Raw genomic sequence first — 25,074 nt, 5'->3', positions numbered from 1 at the left:
CGGCGCGCGGGTGCCCCGTACGAAAGGTCAGACCTTGGCCTGCTGCGGCTCGGCGGCCTGGTCGGCCCCGCCCTCGCCGAACACGGCGGTCCGGGCGGCCGGGATGACGGCGGCGATGGCCGCGGAGATCAGCGCGAGGGCGCCGCCGACGACGAGCGCCGTGCGGAAGCCGTCCTCGGAGGCGAAGGTGTAGCCGCCCATGGTCGTGGTCATCTGGGCGAGGATCACGCCGATGACGGCGGCGCCGATCGAGGTGCCGAGCGAGCGCATGAGGGTGTTGAAGGCGTTGGCGGCGGCCGTCTCGGTCAGCGGCACCGAACTCATGATCAGCGCGGGCATGGAGCCGTAGGCGAGGCCGACGCCGCTGCTGGTGATGATCGTGACCAGCATGACGCCCCAGGCGGAGCCGATCAGGGCCAGGGAGGCGAAATAGCCGGCGGCCAGCACCAGGGCGCCGCAGATCAGCGTGAACTTCGGGCCGCGGGCGTTGGTGAGCTTTCCGCCGAGCGGGGAGACCAGCATCATCATCAGGCCGCCGGGCGCCATCCACAGACCGGCCGCGAGCATCGACTGGCCGAGGCCGTAGCCGGTGGCCTCCGGGAACTGGAGCAGCTGCGGCATCACCAGCATGCTCGCGTACATCCCGAAGCCGATGAAGACCGAGGCGACGTTGGTGAGCAGGACCCGGGGGCGGGCGGTGGTGCGCAGGTCGATCAGCGGGTCGGCGGTGCGCATCTCCCACACGCCCCAGCCGGCCAGCGCCACGACGGCGGCGGCGAACAGGGAGAGCGTGGTGCCCGAGGCCCAGCCCCAGTCGGCGCCCTTGGAGACCGCGAGCAGCAGACAGACCAGGCCGACACCGAGGCCGATCGCGCCGGGCAGGTCGAAGCGCTGGCCCTTGGCGCCGGCCGGGACGTCCGGGACGAGCACGAAGATCAGGACGGCGACGACGGCGGCGAGGGCGGCGGAGCCCCAGAACAGCACACGCCAGTTCGCGTACTGGGCGACCGCGGCGGCCACCGGCAGGCCGATGGCACCGCCGATGCCCATGGAGGCGCTGACCAGCGCGATGGAACCGCTGAGCTTCTCTGCCGGTACGACGTCCCGCAGCAGCGCAATGCCGAGGGGCACCATGCCCATGCCCATGCCCTGAAGGCCGCGGCCGACGATCATCGTGACGACGTCGGAGGCGAAGGCGCACACCACCGAGCCCACGATCAGCGGCACCGAGCAGGCGAGCAGCATCCGGCGCTTGCCCACCAGGTCGCCGAGGCGGCCGACGACGGGCACGCACACGGACGCCACCAGCAGGGTGACCGTGATCACCCAGGCCGCGTTCGAGGACGAGGTGTCCAGGATCTGCGGCAGTTCGGCGATCAGGGGCGTGACCAGCGTCTGCATGATCGCCGCCGTGGTGCCGGCGAAGGCGAGCGTGGCGATCACGGCGCCCGAGCGGGCCGTGGTCCGGGGAGCGGGGGCGTCCATCGGCGGACTCCTCGACTTTCTGAAAGCGTGACGGAAGGAGGTGTGGGGGGAGGAGGTGTGGGGGGAGGAGATCAAGGGAGGATGTGCATCGTACATGCCCTATGTATCAAGCATGTGATGTGGCCCATACACGGTGGTATGCCAGGATGAGGGGCCGCACGGAGTCAGGAGGGGCCGGCCGATGGAGACGCCCACGCACGAGGTCGAGTACGAGCAGATGCTGCTCAGCCGCCACACGTTCCTGAACCAGCGCGGCGGCCGCCGCAGGAACAGCCTCATGGAGCGCAGCGCCTACATCCTGCTCAGCCGGATCCGGGTCCAGGGACCGATGTCGATCGGCGAGCTGAGCGAGGCCTTCGGGCTGGACGCCTCCACCCTGAACCGGCAGACCGCGGCGGCGATGCGGGCGGGCCTCATCGAGCGCATCCCCGACCCGGAGGGCGGGATGGCCCGCAAGTTCCGGCTCACCGACGAGGGCACCCGGCTGCTGGACGAGGAGCGCGAGGGGACCGTCGAGATCCTGGACCGGGTGATGCACGACTGGTCGGACGACGACATCGCCGCCTTCGCCGCCTACCTGCGGCGTTTCAACAACGGCATCGAGTCCATCGGCGGCCGCCCCTGGCCCCGCCCGTAACGGCCTACGTCAGCCGGAGAGGGCCGGACGCGCGACGCGGAAGCCGACGTCGTCCACCCGGAACGTGGGGTGACTGCGGCGGCGTACGGAGGCGCGGCAGCTCCAGTGCTCGTCGAACCAGCCGCCGCCGCGCAGCACGCGGTAGCCGCCGTAGACCTCGGGGTCGTAGAGGTCCCAGCACCACTCCCAGACGTTGCCGAGCATGTCGTGCAGGCCCCAGGCGTTGGGGAGCCGGCCACCGACCTCGTGGATCCGATCGCCGGAGTTCGCGCGGTACCAGGCGATGTCGTCGAGCAGCCCGTAGCGCGGTCCGCCGGTGCCGGCCCGGCAGGCGTGCTCCCACTCGGCCTCGGTGGGCAGCCGGTAGCCGTCGGCCGTGTCGTCCCAGGTGACGGACTCGCCGTCGGGCAGGACCCGGTAGGCCGGCGTGCACCCCTCGCGCAGGGACAGGGCGTTGCAGAAGTGGACCGCGTCCCACCAGGACACGCCCTCGACGGGCCGCCGGTCCTCGCGGGCGGTGTCCGCGTCCCGGCCGGTGACCCGCGCGTACAGCTCCCGGGTGACCGGGTGCGCCCCGAGCCGGCAGCCCGGCAGCTCGACGTCCCAGGTGCGCCGGGTCCGCCGGTCGGACAGGGTGACCCGCCCCGGTGGAACGTCGATCATCGTCTGCCCGGCACCGGTCTCCATGAACGGATGGTCTCATCGCGGCCGCCGTTCACCGGCGGGCGGCCCGGGGCATGCTCGCCGACGGGGGCGTCCGTCACCGTGCCGAGCCGCACAGCGCCCCGGACGTGTTCTGGTGGACTCTGGAGCAGGGGGGAAGATCCGGTGGGGTGGATGACCGAGGAGTTCGGGGAGTCCCACGAGGGGATCGCGGGCGCGGTGCTCGCGGGGGGCGGTGAGCCGAAACCGGTGTACCTGGACCTCGGCAGCGGTGCCGACCGTGTCCGGGAGACCGGTGAGTGGTGGGCCTACGACGGGCACGCGGGCCGTCCGAGGGCGGCCGCCTTCCGTGCCGCGTGCGCGTGCGGCTGGCGGGGCGAGCCGTATCCGATCGACTGGGCCCGGCAGGCGGACCGCAGCGGGCACGACGTGGACACCGGCGACGCGTACCGCGACTGGTGCGAGCACATCCGCGCGGTGGAGCGCCGGACCGTGCCGCTGCCGGACGAGGTGACGCATCTGCTGGACCGGCTGGAGGACCAGCTGTCCTTCCTGGCCGAACAGGCGCCGGTCGCCGCGCTGCGGGCCGCGACCGCCCTGGAGCGCCTCACCGCGGACATCGCCCAGGAGGCGGCCTACGCGGTCCAGGAGGACGAGGTGCCGTGGGAGCGGGTCGGTACGGCGCTGGGCCTGAGCCCGGACCGGGCCGAGTCGCTGCTCACCCACTATCTGCTGCGCCCGTAGCGGCCCGCAGTACGTCCAGCACGTCCGCGTCGGAGAGCTGCTCGAAGTCCTCGTACCAGAGACCCACGGCCATGAAGGCGGCCGGCTGGTGCGGGCAGATCACCTCGTCGGCCTCGGTGCTCAGCAGGGCCACCGACTCCGGCGCGCCGACCGGCACCGCCAGCACGGACCGCCGGGGCGCCCGGCGCCGTACGGAGCGCAGTGCGGCGCGGGCCGTCACCCCGGTGGCGAGCCCGTCGTCGACCACGAGCACGGTCCGGCCGCGCAGCTCGGGGGCGGGCCGGCCCTGCCGGTAGAGCCGCTCGCGGCGGTGCAGCTCGGCGCGTTCCCGCGCCACCACCGGGGCCAGCTCGTGGCGGGTGAGGCCCAGCCGGACCAGGGAGTCCTCGTCGAAGAGCGGGTCGTCGTCGCCGGTGAGCGCGCCGACCCCGAGTTCCTCCTGGAAGGGGGCGCCGATCTTCCGTACGACGAGCACGTCGAGCGGGGCGTCGAGCGAGCGGGCCACCTCGGCGGCGACGGCGACGCCGCCCCGGGGCAGGGCGAGGACGATGGCATCGGGCAGCTCGCCCCGCTGCTGCCGGGCCCGCAGGGGGCCGGCCAGCTCCCGCCCGGCCTGTGCGCGATCACGGAACCGCATGGCTGCCGCTCCTTCCGCCCTCCGCGTACCCCCTGCCCGCCGGCCGAAGCACGGCGAGGGCCGTGCCCCGCCCCTCCCGGCCGCCGGGTTCCCGACAGTCGGGTTCCCGATGGCCGGGTTCCCGATGGCCGGGGAACGGCGGGGCGGGGAACGGCGGGGCGGGCCGCTCAGGCCCAGGCCGTCACCGGGACGAAGGAGCTGTCCTGGCGGAACAGGTCCGTGCCGTCCGTCTGCTCCAGACGCAGCTGGTAGTTGTAGTGGCGCAGGTAGTATCCGGGGTAGTTGTACGACTCGAAGCGCACCGCGCCGCTCGTCGTACCGGTGCGGGCGACGAAGGTGGCGTCGCGGGCGAAGGTCGACGTGCCGTCGTTGGCGTCGAAGCGGGCGCGGAAGTTGTAGTGGCGCAGATAGTTGCCGGAGGCGTCACGGAACGAGTAGCCGTTGGCGTCGGCGAGCCCCGCCACCACGGTGAAGGTGGCCGCCTGCTTCTCGGCGGTGGTGCTGGACGCGGTGACCACGGGGAGGTTGAGCAGCGCGGACTGCTGCTGCCAGTGGCGGGTGGTGTAGTTGACCGACCGGAAGGAGCGCGTCGCGTTCTTGGTGATGCTCGGGCCGCCGGACACCGTCTCCTTGATCACCGTGAAGTGCCGGGCCGTGCCCGAGACGACCGGGAGGGCCTTGGGCGCGCTCCAGGTGGCGAAGGTGTCGTAGCTGTCGCTGTAGTAGTAGCTGCCGTCGCCGTAGCCGTCGAAGAAGAGCCGCCAGGCGCCGTTGTCGAGCTGGACCAGGGCCGGGCCCTCGCGGTAGCTGCCCCAGCCGGCCCAGTCGCCGGTCCGCGAGATCGTGTAGGGGCCGGCGAGGCTGGTGGCGGTGGCGTACTCGATGTACTTCGTCGTCTCGTTCTTGGTGAAGGCGTGGTAGGTGGAGCCGATCTTCACGAGGAACGTGTCGATGTGGTTGGCGCCGATACCGGACAGGGCGACCGGTGAACTCCACGCGGTGAGAGCGGAGTTGGTGGCCTTCAGCAGATACGGGGTGAAGATCCACTCGTCACTGGTCACCGAGCAGGAGACGATGATGTTGACGCTGCCGTCGCTGTCCACGAACCACTCCGGCGCCCAGGCGCGGGAGAGGCTCGCGATCGGGACCGTGTAGTCGTACAGGAAGGTCCAGTTGACCCGGTCGGAGCTGCGGGCGAAGCCGATCGTGGTGCTGACGTCCTGCCAGGTGTGGGTGGTGTAGGTGACGTAGTAGTAGCCGTCCGTGTGCTTGAGGATGCCGGCGTCCCGGATGCGGTTGCTCGGCGGGGTGTACGCGGACGCCTGGAGCAGCCGGAAATCGGTGGCGTCGTCGGACTGGTAGACGTTCACCGTGCCGTCATTGCTATTGAGGAACGGCACGATCGTGTACCGGGTGGCCGCGCCGCTCGCGGGGGCGGCGGCCGCGGCGGTGCCGAGCAGTCCGGGCAGTCCGGGCCGTTCACCCAGGACGAGTGCCGACGCGGGCAGGGCGGCCATCGCCCGGAGCAGGGCGCGGCGGGAGGGGGTGGAGGGACGTGCGGTCACGGGCGGCTCTCCCTGGGACTCGTGCAGACGCAGATGCGTACGGGCTCGTGCGGGCTCGTGCGGGCTCGTGCGGGCTCGTGCGGGCTCGTGCGGGCTCATACAATTGTCCGATATATCGAACATGGTTCGAGAAGTCGTGCAGAAGGTAGAGCTGAGGCAGGTGCACGTCAATGGTTTCAACACGCCCGGACGCCACCTGTGCGAAAGCTGTACGACTCGGCCCGTTCGAGAGTTACTCTCCGGTAGACGTCGTGCACCCGGAGGTGGTCCCGCAATGACGCTCGACCGTGCCCAAGGCCTGGCCGAGTCCGCCCGCGCCCTGTCCGCCGGGGAGGTGACCTCCCGGCAACTCGTCGAGCAGGCCCTCGCCCGCATCGCCGCCACCCAGGACACCCTCAACGCCTTCCGGATCGTACGGACCGAGGCCGCGCTCGCCGAAGCCGATGCGGCGGACCGGGAGTTGGCGGCCGGGGTCCGCAAGCCGCTGCTCGGTGTGCCGGTCGCCGTGAAGGACGACATGGACGTGGCCGGCGAGCCCACCGCCTTCGGCTGCCCGGGCACCCATCCGGCGGTCGCCCAGGACGGCGAGGCGGTACGGCGGCTGCGCGCCGCCGGGGCCGTGATCGTCGGCAAGACCAACACCTGCGAACTGGGCCAGTGGCCGTTCACCGAGGGCCCGGCCTTCGGCGCGACCCGCAACCCGTGGCACACCGATCACACCCCGGGCGGCTCCTCCGGCGGCTCGGCCGCGGCCGTGGCGGCGGGCCTGGTGCCGGCCGCGCTGGGCTCGGACGGGGCGGGCTCGGTCCGGATCCCGGCCTCCTGGACGCATCTCGTCGGCGTCAAGCCGCAGCGCGGGCGGGTCTCGACCTGGCCGCGCGGCGAGTCCTTCCAGGGCATCACCGTCAACGGCACCCTGGCCCGTACGGTCGCGGACGCGGCCCTGCTGCTCGACGCGGCCAGCGGCAACCACGACCTCGACCCGCACCGGCCGCCCGCCGTCGACGCCTCGGCGGCGGTGGGCCGCGACCCCGGCCGGCTGCGGATCGCGCTCTCGCTGAAGCCGCCGTTCACCGCCGTGCCCGCCCGGCTGCTCCCCGAGGTGCGCGCCCGGGTCGTCGAACTCGCCGAGAAACTCGCCTCGTTGGGGCACCACGTCGAGGAGGCCGACCCGCCGTACGGGCAGATCGGGCTCACCTTCGTGCCCCGCGCGACCGCGGGCATCGCCGAGTGGGTCGCCGACGCGCCCTTCCCCGCCCTCCTCGACCGGCGCACCCGCAGCGCCGCCCGGCTGGGCAGGCTGCTGGCCGGCGCGCCGCTGCGGACGGCCCGGCGCGCCGAGGCGGTCCTGCACCGCCGTATCGGCGGCTTCTTCACGTCGTACGACGTGGTCCTCGCGCCCACGACGGCCGCTCCCCCGCCGCGCATCGGGGCGATGCTGGAGCTGGGCGGGTTCGCCACCGACCGCGCGATGATCGCCGCCTGTCCCTACGCCTGGCCGTGGAACGTGCTGGGCTGGCCCGGCGTCAACGTCCCCGCGGGCTTCACCCCCGACGGTCTGCCGGTCGGCGCGCAGCTGCTCGGCCCGGCGCACAGCGAGCCGCTGCTGCTCTCGCTCTCCGCCCAGCTGGAGGCGGACCTGCGCTGGCACGAGCGGTGGCCGGAGCGGACGGCCCTGGGGCCCTCGCCAGCGGTGTGAGCCGGGGGCTCTCCCGACCGGGTGAGCCGGGAACGCTCCCCGGGGTCCGAGCCGGGTGTGTCCACCGGCCCCCGGTACCGCCCGTGCGGACCGGCGGTGTGACGCTGTACCGGAGCCGGCCTGACCGGCTCGCCGACGAGCAGGGCGGCCCGCCGGAACCGCGGCCCCCGCTCCGGGCGAAGTGCCGGAACACCGCGCGCGCTCGTCTCCCTCGTACGCCGGGAACCGCGCCCCCACGGTCCGGTGCCGGTCAAGTCGACGGATCCCGTGGCGGACCGAGGCCGACTACGGGGTCACCGGCCCCTACTCTGTGACCATGGACGAAGCGTCGATGGTCGGGCTCATGGGGCGGGTCACCGGAACGGTCGGGCCCGGGCTCGTCGGCGAGGTGATCGTCCGCGTGCGCGGCGGTGCCGAGCACTTTCTCGCCTACGCCGCCTCCGGTACGGAGCGCATCGAGCGGGGGACGATGGTCACCGTGGTGGAGTACCTGCCGCCGCGGACGGTCTACGTCTCGGCGATGTACGGCAGTTGAGGCGGCGCGCCCGTGGTGTGCCGTATGTACCAAGCGGGCAACAGCGGTTCGGCCGCGTCTGTACACGGCTCGTGCGCGGGCTCACACTCCCGTTACGTACGGTGCCCCGAGGGCACCCTGCACTGGGGGAGTGCATGCCCATGGAAGTCGGTTTCATCGTCGGGGCGGCAGTCGGTGTCGTCCTCGTCCTGATCGGTGCGTTCAAGTTGATGTGGCGTGTCGCGGAGCCCAACGAGGCGCTCATCATCTCCGGTTCCAAGCACAAACTCGAAGGTCTCGAGGAAGGGATGGGATTCCGGATCGTCACCGGGCGCGGCACGCTCGTGACGCCCGGTATGCAGGCCGTGCGCAAGCTCTCGCTCGACCTGAACCAGACGGAACTGCACGTGGACTGCGTGACCCACCAGGGCATTCCGCTGAAGGTGCGGGGCGTGGTCATCTTCAAGGTGGGCGACGACTTCGTGTCGATCGCCAACGCGGCCCGCCGCTTCCTCGACCAGCAGAAGCTGATGGCGGAGCGGGTGCACACCGTGTTCGCCGGTCATCTGCGGGCCATCGTGGGCGGGTTGACGGTCGAGGACATGATCCGCGACCGGGAGAAGCTGACCGGGCAGGCCCGTGCGGCCTGTGGCACGGAGATGGAGAAGCTGGGCCTGATCGTGGACTCGCTCCAGATCCACGAGATCGAGGACCCGACCGGGTACATCAAGAACCTGTCCGCGCCGCACCTGGCGGCCGTACGGCGGGACGCCCGGATCGCGCAGGCCGAGGCCGACCGGCTCGCCACCGAGGCCGAGCAGCTGGCGTTCGGACGGATGGCGGAGGCCACCCGGGACAGCGAGATCCTCAAGGCGGGGTACCAGGCCGAACAGGACAAGGCCAACGCCAAGGCCCGGCAGGCCGGTCCGCTCGCCGATGCCGCGGCCCGCCAGGAGGTCGTGGTCCAGGAGACGCGGGTCGCCGAACTCGAGGCGCAGCGGCGCGAGCAGCAGCTCCAGGCCGACGTCCGCAAGCCGGCCGACGCCAAGGCGTACGAGAAGCGGACGCTGGCCGAGGCCGAGCGCGACGCGCGGATCTCGGCCGCCGAGGCCAAGGCGACGGAGACCCGGGCCACCGGTGAGGCGGAGGCGGCCGCAACGCAGGCCAAGGGTCTCGCGCAGGCCGAGGCGAACCGGGCCAAGGGGCTCGCCGAGGCGGAGGCCATCAAGGCGCGGGCCGCCGCCCTCGCCGAGAACCAGGAGGCCGTCGTCGCCCAGCAACTCGCGGAGAAGTGGCCGGAGATCGTCCAGGCCGGCGCGTCCGCGTTCGGCAACGTCGACAACATGGTGGTGCTCAACGGCGCCGACGGCGTGGCCGACATGCTGGCCAAGGCGCTCACCATGGGCGGGACCGGGCTGGGTCTGGCACGTCAGCTGCTGGCGTCGATGAACCAGAACGGGCAGAACCCGGACGGGACTCCGTCCGTCAACGGGTCGGCGACGCCGCCCTCGGAGAAGGTACCGATCGAGGGCGGCTGAGGGGACACGGTCACGGGGGCAGCCCGTAAGGTGCCCCCGTGACCGCGTTTACCGATGAGAACGTTCCGGGCCGCTCCGGCCCCACCGCCACCGCCGAGGCCGACACCCGCGAGGTCGGCCGGGTGCGCACCGAGTACGCGCCCGCGCACGACGGTGACCCCGACCCCGGTGAGATCGTCTGGACCTGGGTGCCCTTCGAGGAGAACGACGGCCGGGGCAAGGACCGTCCGGTGCTCGTCGTGGCCCGCGAGGCGGCCGGCACGCTCCTCGCCGTACAGCTCTCCAGCAAGCGCCACGACCACGACCGCGAGTGGGTGGCGATCGGCAGCGGCCCCTGGGACCGCTCCGGGCGCGACTCCTGGGTGGACGTCGACCGCGTCCTGCGCCTCCACGAGGACGGTATGCGCCGCGAGGCCTGCGCCCTGGACCGCATGCGGTTCAACCTGGTCAGGCAGCGGCTGCACGAGCGGTACGGCTGGACCTGAGGGGCCCTTCCACTTCCGGTACGCCCCGGGGGGGTACGGATCGACCAGGGGACGGACCTTGGACGGATCTCAGAGCGCGGCGAACGCCCTCTCGAAAGCCCCCCGCACCACGCTCCCCGCCGTCCGGTCCAGCACCCCGAACACCACATGTTCGAACGTCCGGCCGAATCGCCCGTCGGGGGCGAGGAGGGTCCGGAACGCGTCCGCCACCTGTGCCGGGTCGTTGCGGAACACCCCGCAGCCCCAGGCGCCCAGGACGAGGCGCCGGTAGCCGTGGGCGGCGGCCGTCTCCAGGACCCGCTCGGCGCGGACCGCCAGGGCACCGGGAAGTTCGGCCGCGCGCTCCGGGGCCGTCCGCAGCACCACGCCCGCGTTCGGCGCGGCGGCCGTCAGGAATCCGGCGGTGAAGGGCTCGTCCAGCAGTCGGCCCCGGTCGTCGCGGAAGACCGGTACGGCCGGCGCGTGGATGACCCGGTCCGTGTAGAACGGGTCGCGGTGGGCGCGGTGGTACGCGTAGAAGTCCGGCGCCCGCAGCAGGCACGTGTACAGCGCGGAGGCCCGGCACAACGCCTCCTCCTGCGCCTGGGCGCCGTTGAGATAGCCGCCGCCGGGGTTGCGGGCGGAGGCGAAGTTCAGGACGGCGACCTGCCGGTCCGCGAGGCGGCGGGCGGCCTGGGTGCTGCTCTCGCCCGTGACCTCGACGACCGGCTCCACCGGCGGCAGGTCGGCCACCTCGACCGGTCCGGGACCCACCATCCGGGTCCCCGCCCTGGCGGCCGCCACGGCCGCCGCCAGGGACACCTCACGCCCGTCGGACGCCCGGTAGGCGCCCGCCGCGACGATCTGCTCCGTCTCCCGCGCGATACCGCGCAGCCGTGCGCTCATGGCGCCACCCCCGTGGACGCCATGACCGTACGCCGCGCGGTCCCGCGTACCCCGCCCGTCTCCCCCGTCGTGCTCATGCACGCATCGTGAGTGATCCTGGACATGGCGTGCAACGCGTTTTCCCGGCGCGGGAACACGTCGACAACGCGGTCGTAAACACCCAGGAAACAGCACGAAAGCGGCCTGGAACCGGAGACTCCCGGTCCCGAAAGCGCCGATGTGCACCCTTGTGCGATTCGGGACGAGGGTCTTGGGTGGGACGAGCGATGCCGGTCGGGCCGCCCCGAGGCCGGACCGGTGGCATGGTGGAATCTCAGGAGGATCCCGACATGTCCGATTCGGCCAGCGACGGTACCGACCCGACCGACTGTACGGAGCACCGACATCCCCTTTCCGAAGCCGAGGTGGAGGCCCTGGTCAGGGGCATCTGCTTCAAGACCGGCCCGCCCACCACCGTGGGCATCGAGCTGGAGTGGCTGGTCCACGAGCTGCGCACGCCGCGGCTCCCCGTGACACCCGAACGACTCGCGGCGGCCTACGCCGCGCTGGAGAGCGTGCCCCTGGGCTCGGCGCTCACCGTCGAACCCGGCGGCCAGCTGGAACTCAGCTCGCTGCCCGCCGCCTCCCTGACGGAAGTCATCGGCACCGTCTCCGCCGATCTGGCGGCTGTCCGCGCGGTCCTGCGGGAGCAGGACCTCACCCTCACCGGCCTCGGCACGGACCCCTGGCACACTCCCCGCCGGTATCTGCGCGAGCCGCGCTACGACGCCATGGAGGCGTACCTCGACCGTACGGGCCCGGCCGGCCGCGCCATGATGTGCACCTCGGCCTCCGTGCAGGTCTGCCTGGACGCCGGCTACGAGGAGCCCGGCCCGCTGGGACACGGGCGGCGCTGGTGGCTGTCGCACACCCTGGGCGCGGTCCTGGTGGCGGCCTTCGCCAACTCTCCGTTCCTGCGCGGCGAGCCCACCGGCTGGCGCTCCAGCCGGCAACTGCTGTGGATGGAGATCGGCGCCGGCCGCGCCGGCGCCCCCGCCCTGGACGGCGAACCGCGCGACGCCTGGGCCCGGCACGTGCTCGACGCACCGGTGATGTGTGTACGGCGCGACAGCGGCCCGTGGGACGTGCCGGAGCGGCTCACGTTCCGTGAGTGGACCCGTACCGGGGCACCCACCCGGGCCGATCTCGACTACCACTTGACCACCCTGTTCCCGCCGGTCAGACCCCGCGGCCACCTGGAGCTGCGCATGATCGACGCGCAGTCCGGCGAGGACGGCTGGATCGTGCCGGTCGCGGTGACCACGGCGCTGTTCGACGACCCGCAGGCGGCCGAGACCGCCTACCGTGCCGTGAAACCCCTGGCCGAGCGGGCGGTGCCGCTGCCCGCCCCGCACAATCCGCTGTGGATCGAGGCGGCCCGGGACGGGCTGACCGACCCCGAGCTGCACGAGGCCGCCGTCATCTGCTTCGCGGCGGCCCTGGAGGCCCTGCCCCGGCTCGGGACCACCACCGCCGTCCTGGAGGCCGTCACGGCGTTCCGGGACCGCTATGTGCTGCCCGGCCGCACCCCCGCCGACGACCTGCTCGACCGCCTGCGCGGCACGGACACCCGCGCGCACGGGAAGGACCTCCGCACATGACCGAGCCCGCCCTGGACGCCGACACCCTCCGCGCCCGCGCGCTGGCCACCCTCACCACCGCCCGGGCCCGCACCACCCTCCTGACCAGCTGTGTCGAGGACCCCGACCTCACCGCCCAGCACTCCCCGCTGATGTCCCCGCTGGTGTGGGACCTCGCGCACATCGGCAACCAGGAGGAGCTGTGGCTGCTGCGCACGGTGGCCGGCCGCGAGGCGATGCGCCCCGAGATCGACGGCCTGTACGACGCCTTCGAGCATCCGCGCTCCGAGCGCCCGTCGCTGCCGCTGCTGCCGCCCGCCGAGGCGCGCAGGTACGCGGCGGAGGTGCGCGGCCGGGTGACGGACCTGCTGGAGTCGGCCGACTTCCACGGCACGCGGCTGACCGAGGCGGGGTTCGCCTTCGGGATGATCGCGCAGCACGAACAGCAGCATGACGAGACCATGCTGATCACCCATCAGCTGCGCACCGGCCCTCAGGCCCTGACCGCCCCCGACCCGGACCCGGCACCGCTGTTCACCGGCCCGGCCGAAGTCCTCGTCCCCGGCGGCCCGTTCCTCATGGGCACCTCCGCCGAGCCCTGGGCGCTGGACAACGAACGCCCCGCGCACCGGCGCGAGGTGGACCCGTTCTACATCGACACCACCCCGGTGACGAACGCCGCCTACCAGGCGTTCATCGACGACGGCGGCTACGACGACGAGCGCTGGTGGACGAGGGAGGGCTGGGCGCACGTCCGCCGGCACGGGCTGCACGCCCCGCTGTTCTGGCACCGGGACGCCGGGCAGTGGCTGCGCCGCAGGTTCGGGATCACCGAGGTCGTGCCGCCCGACGAGCCGGTGCTGCACGTGTGCTGGTACGAGGCCGACGCCTACGCCCGCTGGGCCGGACGCCGGCTGCCGACCGAGACCGAGTGGGAGAAGGCGGCCCGCTTCGACCCGGCGACCGGCGGCTCGATGCGCTACCCGTGGGGCGACGCCGACCCAGCGCCCGAGCACGCCAACCTCGGCCAGCGCCATCTGCGCCCGGCCCCGGCCGGAAGCTATCCGGCCGGTGAATCACCGCTCGGTGTACGGCAGTTGATCGGCGACGTCTGGGAGTGGACGGCGAGCGACTTCCTGCCCTACCCCGGGTTCCGGGCGTTCCCGTACAAGGAGTACTCGGAGGTGTTCTTCGGCCCCGAGTACAAGGTGCTGCGCGGCGGTTCGTTCGCGGTGGACCCGGTCGCCTGCCGGGGCACGTTCCGCAACTGGGACTACCCGATCCGCCGGCAGATCTTCTCCGGCTTCCGCACGGCCCGCTCGGGGGCCGTCTGATGTGCCGTCATCTCGCCTATGTGGGCCCCGAGGTGCCGCTCGGCAGCGTCCTCGTGGACCCCCCGCACAGCCTGTACCGCCAGTCGTGGGCGCCCCGCCGACAGCGGTACGGGACGGTCAACGCCGACGGTTTCGGGGTGGGCTGGTACGCCGAGGGCGACCCGGTGCCGGCCCGCTACCGCCGGGCCGGTCCCGTCTGGGCGGACCTGTCCGTCGCCGACCTGGCCCGGGTGGTCCGCTCGGGCGCGCTGCTGGCCGCCGTCCGGGACGCGACGCTGGCCGGGGCCGACGCGGAGGCCGCCGCGGCGCCGTTCGCGGCCGGGACCTGGCTGTTCAGCCACAACGGGGCGGTCGCCGGCTGGCCCGGATCCCTGGCGGGCCTCGTGCGGTCGCTGCCCGCGGCCGATGTGCTGTCGATGGAGGCCCGCACCGACTCCGCGTTCGTGTGGGCGCTGGTCCTGGCCCGGCTGCGGGCCGGGGACGGCGAGGCCCAGGCGCTGACGGACACCGTCGCCGAGGTCGCCGCGGCGGCCCCGGGCTCCCGCCTCAACCTGCTCCTCACCAACGGCGACACGATCACCGCGACCGCCTGGGGCGACACCCTCTGGTACCTGACGGAGCCCGGCGGCCGCACGGTCGTGGCCTCCGAGCCCCATGACGACGATCCGCGCTGGCAGGAGGTTCCCGACCGCACCCTCCTCACGGCGAGCCGCACCGACGTCCTGCTCACCCCGCTCAAGGACCCGAGCACCGACGCGGTACCCGTACCCCCCAAGGAGACCGGCACGTGAGTCCGTTCCAGATCACCCGCACCCTCCAGTGGATCCACGACGCGCACGGCAGCGAGCCGCTTCCAGGCGCCACCGGACTGAGCTTCCAGACCTCCCCCAGTCTGCTGCCGACCGAAGCGAGGCACTCATGACCGGCACCCGCGCCTACGGCTACACCAACACCCTGGACGCCGAGCACTACGCCACGGCGCTGCGCTCCGACATCCGTGCCGGGCTGACTCGCACCCCGAAGTCCACAGCGCCCACGTGGTTCTACGATGCCCGGGGCAGCGAACTCTTCGAACAGATCACCCAGCTCAAGGAGTACCCCCTGTGGCGGGCGGAGCTCGGCCTGTTCATGCTGCACGCTCGCGACATCGCCGCGCGTACGGGGGCCCGCAGCCTCGTGGAACTCGGTTCGGGCAGTAGCACCAAGACGAGGCTGATCCTGGAGGCGCTGGGCCCGGTCGGCCTCCACTACGTCCCGGTCGACGTCAGCGAGGACGCTCTGCACCAAGCCGGCGCCCAACTCGTCCAGGACTATCCGCACCTCGCCCTCCACGCCCTCCGGGCCGACTTCACCACTCCCTTCGTGCTGCCGGAGCTGCCCGCCGACAGCCCACGGTTGATCGCCTTCATCGGCAGCACACTGGGGAACTTCCGCCGGTCGACCCGCGTCCCCTTCCTCCGTGAACTCCGCGGCATCATGCGCCCGCAGGACTTCCTGCTGCTCGGCGCAGACCTGGTCAAGGAAACCGAGGAGATGATCGCCGCCTACGACGACAGCGACGGCGTCACCGCCGCGTTCGACAAGAACCTCCTCCACGTCCTCAACCGCGAGCTCCACGCCGACTTCGACCCCGACGCCTTCGAACACCGGGCGGTCTGGTGCGAGGCCGAGCAGCACATCGAGATGAGGCTGCGCAGCCTTGCGGATCAGCAGGTGAAGCTCCGCGAGCTCGACCTCACGGTGCACTTCGACCGCGGCGAGGAATGGATCACGGAGCGCAGCGCGAAGTTCACCACGGAAGGGCTGCGGGCGGAGCTGGACTCCGCTGGCCTGCGCACGGATCAGGTGTGGGCAGACTCCGAAGCCGGGTTCGCGGTCATCCTCGCCACCACCCGCTAGCCTCACCCGCAGCCCCGACCGCGTCATGGGATTCGGCCCCCTCACCCGCTCGGGTGCGGGGGCCGAGGAACCTGAACGGTCACCCGGCCACCCGGGCAAGGGTGAGGACGGCGCGCCCGGCCCGCCGTCCGCGTCACCTCCCGCTGGGAGCGGGCGAGGCGGCCTGGGCCGGTGGCGCCGGGTTCCCGGGCGGTGCCGGGTTCCCGGGCGGTGCCGGGTCGGGCCGCCGCGCGGCGGAGGGCGACTCCGGCGCGGCGGGCGCGGCCGCGGGGCCACCCGCGGGTGCCCCGGGGCTCGCGGGTGCCTTCGGTCCCGAGGGCGCGTCCGGTCCGGTGGGCGCGTCCGGGGCCGCGGGTTCGGGCTGCCCGGGGGTCACCCCAGGGTCGCCGGTGCCGTCCAGACAGTCCACGAAGGTGACGAAGCCGGGCCCCCGGGTGACGGCCTCGGCGGCCACGAAGTCGTCCTCGGGGTGGCTGCGCAGCAGGCACATGTCGTAGCGGGCGACGGCCTGGAGGGGTTCCTCCCGGTCGGCCGCCCGGTACTCGTGACGGCCCACCAGCTGGCAGGAGTCGTAACGGATCAGCGGTCCGCGCGGCCCCACGGTGTAGCGGTGGGCGCGGACGTCGGCGGAGAAGTCCTTGAAGGCGTGCCCGGTGTCGTCACAGTCGCTGAAGTGGACCGTGCCGCTCCCCCACTGGCAGTCGATGATCCGCGCGTCCGGGTTGCGCACCTCGAACCGGATGTCCTGGGCGTGGAAGCGCTGCACCGAGTCGTGGTGCTGGGCCACCGGGAACCGGAAGAACGTGCTGGTGGTGCCGTACTCCGGGGTGTTCTGGGGGCGGGTGCCGGTGATGATGTACGAGCCGCCCCGGCAGGTGATCGACCCGCCGTAGGGGAACTCCAGGAAGTTGCCCCACTCGTACTCGACCTTCATGTCGGTGAACCAGTAGTTGAGGAACTGGTCCTGGTCGTTGGGGTCCGCCCGCCGACGCCGGGACAGGCCCGAGTACAGGAAGGCCCGGCGGTAGCCGCCGCCGACCCGGCACGCCTCCCACCGCATCTCGGAGTTGGTGTCCGTGCCGTCCAGGGCGAGACCGTACTCCCACTCCCCCATCCACTCGCACTCGGAGAACCGGTAGTCCTGGGCCTGCCCGGTGGAGTACGAGCTGAAGAAGGAGGCGCCCGGCGTGGCCGAGCGGAACTGCATGCGTTCGAAGCTGAGATTCGACCAGACGTCGGCGTTGCGGCAGAGGTAGGAGCCCGGGCCGGTCCGCGGGCGGAACACGATCGTGGTCATGCGTTTGCCGGCCCCGCAGAAGCGCAGCCCGTTGACCGGCGGCAGCGGGGCAACGCCGTTGAGCAGCGCGTTCGGGCGGGTGATGAGGAACTCGCCGGCGGGAATCTCGATCACCGTGCGCCCGATCCCCCGGGTGATCCGGGCGACGGCATGCGCGTAGGCGAGTTCGAACGCCGCGCTGTCGTCCGTGCTTCCGTCGCCGACCGCGCCGAAGTCGGCCACGTTGATCACGCGGGCCAGCAGTTCGGAGCGGCGCGGCCGCCCGGAAGCGGCCCGTGCCGCCGCGTCGCGTCCCGGCCCCACGGCGGCTGACGCGCTGTGGGCGGTCAGAGCCGTGGCGGTCAGGATCGTCGCTCCGCCACGCAGAAGTTGCCGACGGCTGACACGAGCCATCCCGCCTCCCCGTTCTGCCATAATTGCCTTCTTTCCAGCGGTTTTGTAACTCAAGGAGAGAAATGACCGAGTTTGCCGAGGTGCTCCGGCAGCTGTCCGCGGCGCAGAAGCCCGCGAAGGGGGCCTCTCTCTACACCCGGTTCGTGAACCGTCCGGCCGGCCGGCTGCTGGCCGCGGTGGCATTCAGGGCGGGGGCGACACCGAATCAGCTGACCGTCCTCGGCGCCCTGTTCACCTTTCCGGCCCTGGCGGCGGTGGCGCTGGTGCCGCCCGGACCGAAGCTGGCCGTCTGCGTCGCCGCGTCCCTGACCGTGGGTTTCGCCCTGGACGCGGCGGACGGTCAGCTCGCGCGGGGCCAGCGCTCCGGCAGCCCGTCGGGCGAGTGGCTCGACCATGTGCTGGACTGCGTCAAGATCGTCGCCCTCCATCTGGTCGTGCTGGTGTCGTTCTACCGCTTCTTCACCCTGCCGAGCCCGGCCTTCCTGCTGGCACCGATGCTCTTCCAGCTCGCGGCCGTGGTGATCTTCTTCGCCGGGACCCTGACGGAGAAGCTCAAGCGCCGGACCCCGGAACGGACCGCGCCCGCCTCGGCCCCGGCGCTGCGCTCCGTGCTGCTGCTGCCGGTCGACTACGGCCTGACCTGCGTCAGCTTCCTATTCCTGGGACGCCAGGACGTCTTCCTTGCGGTGTACTGCGCGCTGCTGGTGGCCCATGTCCTTTTCATGGCCGCCTTCCTGGTGAAGTGGTACCGGGAACTGCGCTGAGGGGATCTCCGCCTGCTTCGGCGCGGAGAGCAGTTCCAGGGCTCCGCGCAGCTTCGTGCTGGAGGTGTGCATGGTGTACGGGAAGTAGACGACCTCGACGCCGACCTCCGCGAAACGCCGCTCCAGCTCCAGCCACTTGGGCGTGCCGCGCCAGTCGTCGCCCTTGAAGATCCGGTGGAAGCCGACCCGCCGCCACGTCGTGAGCTTGTCGACCTCCGACTCCACCACCGCGTCGTCGACGAAGCGGACGCTGCGCACGATCTCCAGCCGTTCGGCGAGCGGGACGACCGGGGTTCGGCCCTTCAGACGCTCGGTCAGTTCGTCGGAGGTCACGCCCGCCACCAGCCGGTCGCAGTGTCGGCGCGCCTCGCGCAGGATGTTGAGATGCCCGATGTGGAACAGGTCGTAGACGCCGGGAGCGAATCCGATGCGGATCATCGCGCGTCACCCGCCTCGGACTGGGTCTCCTCGGACGGCTGCTGCTGCTGCGTCTGCGGGGCGGTGGCCGACTGCTGCGGCTCGCCGGACGACTGCTGCCGCGCCGACTGCGACGGGGCGTCCGCCACCCGCTTCGCGGGCTTCGGCACGGTCACGTTCAGCGCGTCGGACCGGGCCGAGGTGTTCTTCCCGTCCGTCACCTCGATGCGGTAGGTGTGGCGCGAGCCGGCGGCGACGGTGTCGGTGTACGTCAGTCTCGGCATGTCCCAGTAGGTGGATCGTTCCGTCTTGCGAGCCACGAGCTTCCCGTCTCGGTAGATGCGGTACGTCAGGGCGGCGTCGTCCCGGTCCCAGGTGGCACGCCAGGCGAGGGTGACCTTGCCGGGTTCGGCGCTGTCCAGCTTGAGGGCGGGCACCTTCGGCGCTCCGGTGTCGGTGCCGCCGAACCGGGTGAGGGCCTGCTGCGGCTTGTCGTTGACCGTGGTGAACTCGCCGCCCACCCACAGATGGTCCCGGGACACCACGAGGGCGCGGGGGCCCACCTCCTCCCCGAGACCGCCGTTGGTGTCGGGGAACCAGTGCAGGATCCTGCGGTCGTCGACCGACTGGGCCAGCAGATGCTGGCGGTCGCCGCGCTCGGGGAACCCGCCCGGCGTCTCGTTGCAGTTGTGCGCGTGGGACGCGCTGTAGAGGACGCCCTTGAAGGGCACCACGGACTGGGTGGCCCCGTAGCAGGTGTCCTTCCAGACCATGGTCCCGTTGGTGAGCCGGCCCGCGATGCGCCCGTCGTAGATGCCGGGGCCGTGGCCCTCGGCGCCCACGAAGAAGCGGGTCTTGTCGCGGGCGATCGTCTTGACCGACGACTGGCGCGGGAACCAGCCCGGGTAGGTGAGCAGGATGTCGCTGGTGGTCGGGTTCAGGGCGACCAGGGAGCGGATGGGCCGTCCGTCCACCGACTCGAAGTCCCCGCCGACGTAGAGCGTCCGGTGCTGCGGCGCGGCGGACAGGGCGCGCACCGGCTGGTCGAAATCGGCCTTGAAGGGCAGCAGGGTGCCCTTGGTGTCGACGGCGGCGATCCGGGGCCGGGGCTGTCCGCCGACCCGGACGAAGTCGCCGCCCAGGTACACCGTGCGGTCCGTGGCGTCGATGGCCCGGATCGTCGCGGAGACCGACGGCTTGAACTGCTTGCGTACGGTGCAGGTCTTGGTGTCGATGGCCGTCACGTTGGCCACCCGGTGGTTTCCGACCTGGCCGAAGGAGCCGCCCACGTACAGCACCCGGCCGTCGGGCGAGGCCTTCATGGCCCGCACGGTGTGGTTGTGCCCGCTGAACGCCGGTGCGCAGGGCAGCAGTTTGCCGGTCTTGGCGTCGAAGGCGGCGAAGTTCTGTCGCTTCACCAGTCGTTGACCCGGAGCGGCGCCGGGCGGGCGGACCGCTTCGAAGGTTCCTCCGACGTAGACGACACCGTTCGCGGCGGCCAGCGACCAGACGATGCCCTCCGGCTGCCAGGTGGCGAGCGGATCGGCGGCGAGCGTTGCGGGGTCACCTTCGGCGGCAGCGGCGAAGGAGGCGTCGAGGAGGGCGGTGGTGCACACGAGGGCGGTGACGGCGACCCTCGTGACCGGCTTCGTACGGAGCTTTCTCAGGCGCAATGGACACCCCAGAGCAGTGGTGTGAGTGGGAGGCGGACCGTGACGCCGACTGGGTGCTCATGCGGCGCGGCGGCGCAGCACCCCGACCAGCTCGCTCACTCCCAGCGACGTCCGATATCGCCACAAGCTAGTACCAAATACACACAATCCCAAGGCCATCCCCACGGCGAGTCCTGACGGAGTGTCACCTTCCAGCAGGCGGGTGACCGTCAGGACGACCGTGACGGCCAGGCCGGCGCAGAGCGCCACGGCGTAGGCCCCGTCCACGGTCGTGAAACCGAGCCGGCTGCGGACCAGCGCGGCGGCCGCGAGGTTCTCCACCACGATGGCCGCCCCCCAGGACACCGCGGCGCCGAGCACTCCCCAGGCCGGTACGGCGAGCAGTCCCACGGTCAGCTGCACCCCGAACGACACGGCGGTGATGGCCAGATGCCAGGAACTGCGGCCGGCCATGAGGAGCACGGTCTGCGCGTTGCCGACCGCGACGTTGACCATCGACGCGGCGCACAGCACCACCAGCGCGGGCGCGCCGACGCCGAACTCCGGCCCGAACACGGACAGTACGGTGCCGGGGAAGGAGGCGACGAGAACGAACAGCGGCCAGGAGAACAAAACGGTCCAGCAGGTCGAGACGCGGTGCAGCGCCTGCGCCTGGGCGAGGTCCTCGACGGCGAGCAGCCGGCTGATCTCCGGTGCGACGGCGAGCCGGACGGCGAGCTGGATGAGGGTGCACGCGGTGACGACCCGGCCGATCGCGGTGTAGACGCCCGCCTCGCCTGCCGTGGCCAGGGCGGACAGCATCAGGACGCCCACCCAGACCGCGCTGATGTCGAAGACGGAGGAGACCGCGCGGGGGGCGGCGAAGCCCCAGAAGCCCCGCCAGGTCACGGAGCCGCCGGGGGTGCCGGGCGCGGGGTCGGCCGGCGGGCGGGCGGCCCGGCAGCGGCGCAGGGAGACCCAGGCGGCGACGGAGCCGGCCAGCGTGGGCAGCAGCCAGGCCGAGGCGAGGGAGAGCGTCCCCGGCGCCCAGAAGACCAGCGGGACGGCGATCAGCACCCGCAGCACCGGTTTGCCGATCTGCTCCACACCGACGAACGGCACCACCGTGCCGTAGCCCCGGGTGGCGCCGAGCAGGATCATCCCCACGGTGGCGGCGGGCAGGAACAGCCCGAAGAGCCGGACCAGCGCGACGGCGTCCGCCGGGGGCAGGTCGGGCAGCAGCGTGGTGGCCACGGCGGGCGACATCAGCAGCGGTACGGCGGCGGCGGTGCCGGCGACGGCCGCCGGCAGGACGGCCGTTCGCAGCAGCGCGTGCACCGAGCGGCCGTCGTCGACGGCGAGATCCCGCGGCACGAACCGGACCAGCCCGGTGTCGGCGCCGAGCTTGCAGGTGTTGCTGAGGATGGTGAACAGGGCGACGCCCGTGAAGATCGCGCCGGCCCCGTCCGCTCCGACCGCCCGGGTGATCAGGCCGACGAGCAGAAACGAGAAGACGGCGTTCACGCCGGAGCCCGCCACGCCCCACCACCCGCCCCGGGCGGCCGCGGCCACCCCGCTCGGGGCCGGGGCCCCGGGGCGGGTGGGAGCAGCCGCTTCGGGGGCGGTCATCGGCGGGAGACCGTGAACGTGCTGTCCTGCACAGGGAGTTCCATGGTCGACGCCGAGGCGGGCGACGCGGGACGGTACTTCGGACGGCGGCGCAGCAGCCCCAGCCGACGGCGCGGGCGGCCCGCGTCGAGGACAGCGCCGAGGAGACGACCGCCGGCGCAGCCGATCAGCTCCTCCACCTGCCGCAGGTCGTCGCGCCGGGTGCCGTCGAGGCCGGCGACCACGAGGACGCCGTCGACCCGCTGGGCGACCGCGAGCGCGTCGGCGTCCGCGAGGAACGGCCCGGTGACGACGACGGTCGACAGGTCGCCGTCGGCCTGCGTGCGGTGGTCTCGGTCGGCGGCGCGGACGCGCGGGGCGTTGGCGCCGCCCGAGGCGAAGGCGAAGCGTCCGGCGACGTCGGCGTCGACGAGGACACTCCCGACCGGCAGGAACGCCTCCTCCAGGGTGGGCGCCTCGTACGGCATCAGCGGCAGCCGGGCCGCGAGGTCGGAGGTGTCGGGGGCGGCGTCCACCAGCAGGACCTCACCGCCGTCGTCGGCCAGGGCCGCGGCCAGGTTGGCGGCGACCTCCTCGGCGACGTCGGAGTGGCGCGGGGCCACGACGAGCACCTGGCCGGGGCCGGAGGGGCCGGCGACCTGGCGCAGCCGGAAGGCCAGCGCCCGGAACGCCTCGGCGCGCGGGCCCTCGGTGCGGCCGACGGTCAGCAGGGCGTCGCCCTGGCGGCCGTCGGCGGGCAGGATGCCGAGCACCGGCGCGCCCAGGGCGCCCTGCACCTCGCCGACCGACCGGATCCGGTTGTCGAGGGAGGAGCGCACCCAGGCCAGCACGACGCCCAGGAGCAGACCGCACACCAGCCCGAGGCCGAGCAGGGTGCGCATACCGGGGCCGACGGGCAGGGTGGGGGCGATGGCCCGGCGGACGACGTCACCGGCGTCGATGTCCCGGGACTTGATGTCCAGGACGCGCTTCTGGAGCGTGTAGAGCTGGCTCTGCGCGGCGGTCTTGGCAGGCGCCGTGTCGTTGGCCAGCTGCTCGTTCAGTACGGCGATCTGCTGGTCCAGGGCCTGCGTGGCGCGCAGCACCGTGGCCTCGTTGCGGTTCTTGCGGTCGGCGAGGTAGGCCTCGGCGAAGGCGTTGGCGCCGCGTGCCGCCCGCTCGGGTCCGGCGGTGGTGAACTCGAAGCGCAGCACCTGGGACTTCTGCGGGTTGGTGACCCGGACCCGGGCGGCGTAGTCGCCTGCCTCGCTGTCCGGGCGGCCCAGGAGGCGTGCCGCGCGCAGGGCGACGGCGGCGCTGCCCGCGATCTGCTGCTCGGTGGTCATGCTGACCTGGTTGTCGGCGCTCACACCCACGGCGCCGAACTGGTCGAAGGTGGAGCGCACGAGGACTTCGCTGGTGGCGCTGTAGGTGTGGGCGCGTTGCTGGGCCAGGGCCAGCCCGCCGAGCACTCCCAGGAGGATCCCCAGTGCGATGAGCATGCGGTGCCGCAGAATGCGACGCAGTTGGTCGCGTAGTTGGTCCGGCTCGTCGTACCGGTCGTCGAAGTGGATGGGGCCGGTCACGGGTGCCCTCCTGTTCCGGGGATCGATGCGTGACGGTTGGGTGCGGTCGGCATCGCCGTTGAGGGGAACCGGGATGCTCGGGCGGTGGGGATGCTGATGAGCAGCGGGACGGCCACCAGCAGCGTCAGCGGGCCCGCGATGGCGAGCAGGCTGCCGCGCAGGAAGACCATCTGGTAGAAGGCGAAGGCCGGGACCAGCAGCGCCGCGAGGACGCCCGCCCGGTCGCGCAGCCGGTGCCGGGCGTCGTCGACCCGCCGTCCGAACGCGCCCAGCAGACAGAACACGACGACCACCGCGAAGGGTCCGGCCCACAGGTAACTCTCGATCCAGAGGGGCGCGGAGAGGTTGTGGAAGTCGTACCCCGCGTACCGGGCCAGGGCGATGCCGGTGTCCTCGGGCTTCTCCGGCCACAGCGAGCGCGGCACCATGAACAGCGGGGGGCCGAGCACGTTCTGCGGGAGGAACCCGTCGTCGCGGGCGTGGTCGATGCCGGTCTGCACCTGCTGGAAGGCGTCGTAGTCGCCGTTGCTGGTGAACTGCTCGGAGAGGGAGACGACGGCGACGTCCTCCCGGTCGCTGTAGCGGAAGTAGTCGCTGTAGGGGAAGACGAACAGCAGCGCGGCGATGAGGGCGGCCCCGGTGATCCGGAAGGCACGGGGCCGGCACAGCCGGGGCACCGAGAACAGCAGGGTCAGCAGGACCATGCCGGCCCAGAACCGCGGCTTGCTGATGGGGTTGTTGACCACGACGTTGAGGGCGACGAGCACCGGCAGCAGCAGCCAGCGCGCCCCGCGCAGCCATCGGTCGCCGCCGGGCCGCCGCGGTACGCGCAGCAGACCGAGCAGGGCCCAGAACGCGGGCACGGACAGCGACCAGGTGAGCAGGGACCGCAGGGAGGATTCTTCGCCGCCGGCCTCGGTGATGGCCTGCCGGCTGGTGAAGTACGCGCCCAGGCGTCCGGGTTGGCCGGCGATCAGCAGGACCGCGAGGCCGAGAGCGAGCACGCAGAGCCCGAGCAGGCGCCAGGGCGCGATACGGCGGGACAGGACGCGCTCGATGAGTCCGGGCGGTGCGGTGGCCGCGCCCCCCTGGTCCCGGCGGGCGGCGAGAGCCGCTCCGGCGCTGTAGGCGAGGAGTCCGAGTTCGACGACGGCCACGGCGCCCAGGGCGGTCACCCCGGAGGTGCGGTAGGGCCACGGGTAGGTGTCGGAGGCGAGCATCGCCAGGGGGGCCAGGCCGAGCCAGATGTAGGCGAAGACCCAGAAGCCGAAGGCGACGAACCGCACGGTGGCCGCGGTGAGCACCCGGGCGACCGCGCCCCCGGTGTGGGCCACGACGACGCCTTGCAGGGCGAGTGCGGCCGATGCCCGCACGCCGTGCGACTGGAGGATCAGCCCCGGAAGCACGACGGTCAGCACCACGGCCCAGACGAAGACCGCAGCCACACTGCGGACGCGAGCGTCCTGCATCCCGACCTCTCTGCCGAGCGAGTATTTAGGCTGAAACATCACTGAAAGATATATAGCGCTCATATCTCGTAAATCGGTCCAGGCGCGCACGAATCATTCAGTTGGACGGGACAGTCCCCGAACAGAGTCATCGAGGTGACGTGCACGATCGGGCGCGGCGCGCCATTTACCTCAAATCATGACA

The 25,074-nt window shown here is 72.4% G+C and carries 22 protein-coding genes and 1 pseudogene; 12 read left to right on the top strand and 11 right to left on the bottom strand.

Annotation, left to right across the window (positions count from 1 at the left end; translation table 11 throughout):
* Positions 1 to 27: 27 nt before the first annotated feature.
* Positions 28 to 1,485 carry an MFS transporter gene (locus ACZ6D7_RS36890; protein WP_469500515.1) on the bottom strand — a complete coding sequence of 486 codons (1,458 nt, stop codon included), beginning with the start codon at positions 1,483 to 1,485 and terminating at the stop codon, positions 28 to 30.
* A gap of 181 nt (positions 1,486 to 1,666) precedes the next feature.
* Here ACZ6D7_RS36890 and ACZ6D7_RS36885 point away from each other — a divergent pair, with 181 nt between their 5' ends.
* Entirely contained in the window at positions 1,667 to 2,122 is a 456-nt protein-coding gene (locus ACZ6D7_RS36885; protein WP_469500514.1) for a MarR family winged helix-turn-helix transcriptional regulator, read from the top strand.
* Positions 2,123 to 2,131: 9 nt separating this feature from the next.
* Here the strand turns inward: ACZ6D7_RS36885 and ACZ6D7_RS36880 are convergent, their stop codons facing one another.
* The gene (locus ACZ6D7_RS36880; RefSeq protein WP_469500512.1) at positions 2,132 to 2,809 is read right to left on the bottom strand and encodes a formylglycine-generating enzyme family protein; all 678 of its coding nucleotides are present in this window, start codon (positions 2,807 to 2,809) and stop codon (positions 2,132 to 2,134) included.
* 150 nt (positions 2,810 to 2,959) lie between these two features.
* Here ACZ6D7_RS36880 and ACZ6D7_RS36875 point away from each other — a divergent pair, with 150 nt between their 5' ends.
* Positions 2,960 to 3,529 (top strand): hypothetical protein, encoded by a 570-nt coding sequence (locus ACZ6D7_RS36875; RefSeq protein WP_469500510.1) that lies wholly within the window; start codon positions 2,960 to 2,962, stop codon positions 3,527 to 3,529.
* Here ACZ6D7_RS36875 and ACZ6D7_RS36870 read toward each other — a convergent pair.
* Together ACZ6D7_RS36870 and ACZ6D7_RS36865 are read right to left on the bottom strand one after the other, a co-directional pair.
* Complete coding sequence (locus ACZ6D7_RS36870) at positions 3,504 to 4,166, bottom strand: phosphoribosyltransferase (protein WP_469500507.1); 663 nt, start codon at positions 4,164 to 4,166, stop codon at positions 3,504 to 3,506. The two genes, ACZ6D7_RS36875 and ACZ6D7_RS36870, sit on opposite strands and share 26 nt — an antisense overlap.
* Positions 4,167 to 4,333: 167 nt before the next feature.
* Positions 4,334 to 5,731 (bottom strand): glycoside hydrolase family 43 protein, encoded by a 1,398-nt coding sequence (locus ACZ6D7_RS36865; protein ID WP_469500505.1) that lies wholly within the window; start codon positions 5,729 to 5,731, stop codon positions 4,334 to 4,336.
* Positions 5,732 to 6,005: 274 nt separating this feature from the next.
* On the opposite strand from ACZ6D7_RS36865, the gene ACZ6D7_RS36860 reads away from it, so the two are divergent.
* From ACZ6D7_RS36860 to ACZ6D7_RS36845, 4 genes are all read left to right on the top strand, one after another.
* On the top strand, positions 6,006 to 7,430 hold the full coding sequence (locus ACZ6D7_RS36860) for an amidase (RefSeq protein ID WP_469500503.1): 1,425 nt from the start codon (positions 6,006 to 6,008) through the stop codon (positions 7,428 to 7,430).
* A 316-nt stretch (positions 7,431 to 7,746) separates the two neighbouring features.
* Entirely contained in the window at positions 7,747 to 7,965 is a 219-nt protein-coding gene (locus tag ACZ6D7_RS36855; RefSeq protein ID WP_469500502.1) for a hypothetical protein, read from the top strand.
* Between the two features lie 134 nt (positions 7,966 to 8,099).
* On the top strand, positions 8,100 to 9,482 hold the full coding sequence (locus ACZ6D7_RS36850; RefSeq protein ID WP_469500500.1) for a flotillin family protein: 1,383 nt from the start codon (positions 8,100 to 8,102) through the stop codon (positions 9,480 to 9,482).
* 38 nt (positions 9,483 to 9,520) lie between these two features.
* On the top strand, positions 9,521 to 9,967 hold the full coding sequence (locus tag ACZ6D7_RS36845) for a type II toxin-antitoxin system PemK/MazF family toxin (protein ID WP_469500498.1): 447 nt from the start codon (positions 9,521 to 9,523) through the stop codon (positions 9,965 to 9,967).
* Between the two features lie 69 nt (positions 9,968 to 10,036).
* Here the strand turns inward: ACZ6D7_RS36845 and ACZ6D7_RS36840 are convergent, their stop codons facing one another.
* Entirely contained in the window at positions 10,037 to 10,852 is an 816-nt protein-coding gene (locus ACZ6D7_RS36840) for a TIGR02452 family protein (protein WP_469500496.1), read from the bottom strand.
* Positions 10,853 to 11,181: 329 nt separating this feature from the next.
* Between ACZ6D7_RS36840 and egtA the strand changes: the two genes are divergently transcribed.
* The 5 genes from egtA to egtD are packed head-to-tail and all read left to right on the top strand — an operon-like array spanning position 11,182 to position 15,704.
* Positions 11,182 to 12,492, top strand: a complete 1,311-nt coding sequence (gene egtA / locus ACZ6D7_RS36835; protein WP_469500495.1) for an ergothioneine biosynthesis glutamate--cysteine ligase EgtA — start codon at positions 11,182 to 11,184, stop codon at positions 12,490 to 12,492.
* Entirely contained in the window at positions 12,489 to 13,805 is a 1,317-nt protein-coding gene (egtB, locus tag ACZ6D7_RS36830) for an ergothioneine biosynthesis protein EgtB (protein ID WP_469500494.1), read from the top strand. The genes egtA and egtB overlap by 4 nt, the downstream gene beginning before the upstream one ends.
* Complete coding sequence (gene egtC, locus ACZ6D7_RS36825) at positions 13,805 to 14,596, top strand: ergothioneine biosynthesis protein EgtC (protein WP_469500492.1); 792 nt, start codon at positions 13,805 to 13,807, stop codon at positions 14,594 to 14,596. Before egtB ends, egtC begins: the two co-directional genes overlap by 1 nt.
* Entirely contained in the window at positions 14,593 to 14,727 is a 135-nt protein-coding gene (locus tag ACZ6D7_RS36820) for a hypothetical protein (protein WP_469500490.1), read from the top strand. The genes egtC and ACZ6D7_RS36820 overlap by 4 nt, the downstream gene beginning before the upstream one ends.
* On the top strand, positions 14,724 to 15,704 hold the full coding sequence (gene egtD, locus ACZ6D7_RS36815) for an L-histidine N(alpha)-methyltransferase (RefSeq protein WP_469500488.1): 981 nt from the start codon (positions 14,724 to 14,726) through the stop codon (positions 15,702 to 15,704). Before ACZ6D7_RS36820 ends, egtD begins: the two co-directional genes overlap by 4 nt.
* Positions 15,705 to 15,837: 133 nt before the next feature.
* On the opposite strand, the gene ACZ6D7_RS36810 is transcribed toward egtD, so the two are convergent.
* Positions 15,838 to 17,394, bottom strand: a complete 1,557-nt coding sequence (locus ACZ6D7_RS36810) for a glycosyl hydrolase family 28-related protein (protein ID WP_469500486.1) — start codon at positions 17,392 to 17,394, stop codon at positions 15,838 to 15,840.
* 62 nt (positions 17,395 to 17,456) lie between these two features.
* On the opposite strand from ACZ6D7_RS36810, the gene ACZ6D7_RS36805 reads away from it, so the two are divergent.
* The gene (locus ACZ6D7_RS36805) at positions 17,457 to 18,158 is read left to right on the top strand and encodes a CDP-alcohol phosphatidyltransferase family protein (protein ID WP_469500485.1); all 702 of its coding nucleotides are present in this window, start codon (positions 17,457 to 17,459) and stop codon (positions 18,156 to 18,158) included.
* Here the strand turns inward: ACZ6D7_RS36805 and ACZ6D7_RS36800 are convergent.
* The 5 genes and pseudogenes from ACZ6D7_RS36800 to ACZ6D7_RS36780 all read right to left on the bottom strand — a co-directional run.
* Positions 18,159 to 18,596 (bottom strand): annotated as a pseudogene (locus ACZ6D7_RS36800) (FAD synthase family protein); the annotation flags it as partial.
* Positions 18,593 to 20,248 (bottom strand): fibronectin type III domain-containing protein, encoded by a 1,656-nt coding sequence (locus ACZ6D7_RS36795; protein WP_469500483.1) that lies wholly within the window; start codon positions 20,246 to 20,248, stop codon positions 18,593 to 18,595. The gene ACZ6D7_RS36795 and the pseudogene ACZ6D7_RS36800, both read right to left, overlap by 4 nt.
* A 57-nt stretch (positions 20,249 to 20,305) precedes the next feature.
* On the bottom strand, positions 20,306 to 21,856 hold the full coding sequence (locus ACZ6D7_RS36790) for an oligosaccharide flippase family protein (RefSeq protein WP_469500482.1): 1,551 nt from the start codon (positions 21,854 to 21,856) through the stop codon (positions 20,306 to 20,308).
* The gene (locus ACZ6D7_RS36785) at positions 21,853 to 23,421 is read right to left on the bottom strand and encodes a YveK family protein (RefSeq protein ID WP_469500480.1); all 1,569 of its coding nucleotides are present in this window, start codon (positions 23,419 to 23,421) and stop codon (positions 21,853 to 21,855) included. The genes ACZ6D7_RS36790 and ACZ6D7_RS36785 overlap by 4 nt, the downstream gene beginning before the upstream one ends.
* Complete coding sequence (locus tag ACZ6D7_RS36780; protein WP_469500478.1) at positions 23,418 to 24,890, bottom strand: hypothetical protein; 1,473 nt, start codon at positions 24,888 to 24,890, stop codon at positions 23,418 to 23,420. The genes ACZ6D7_RS36785 and ACZ6D7_RS36780 overlap by 4 nt, the downstream gene beginning before the upstream one ends.
* Between the last annotated feature and the right edge of the window lie 184 nt (positions 24,891 to 25,074).

It is taken from the genome of Streptomyces sp. NPDC041784, from assembly GCF_055591025.1.
Note: the sequence above shows the minus strand (reverse complement) of the source record. Positions and strands in the feature narration are given on the sequence as shown.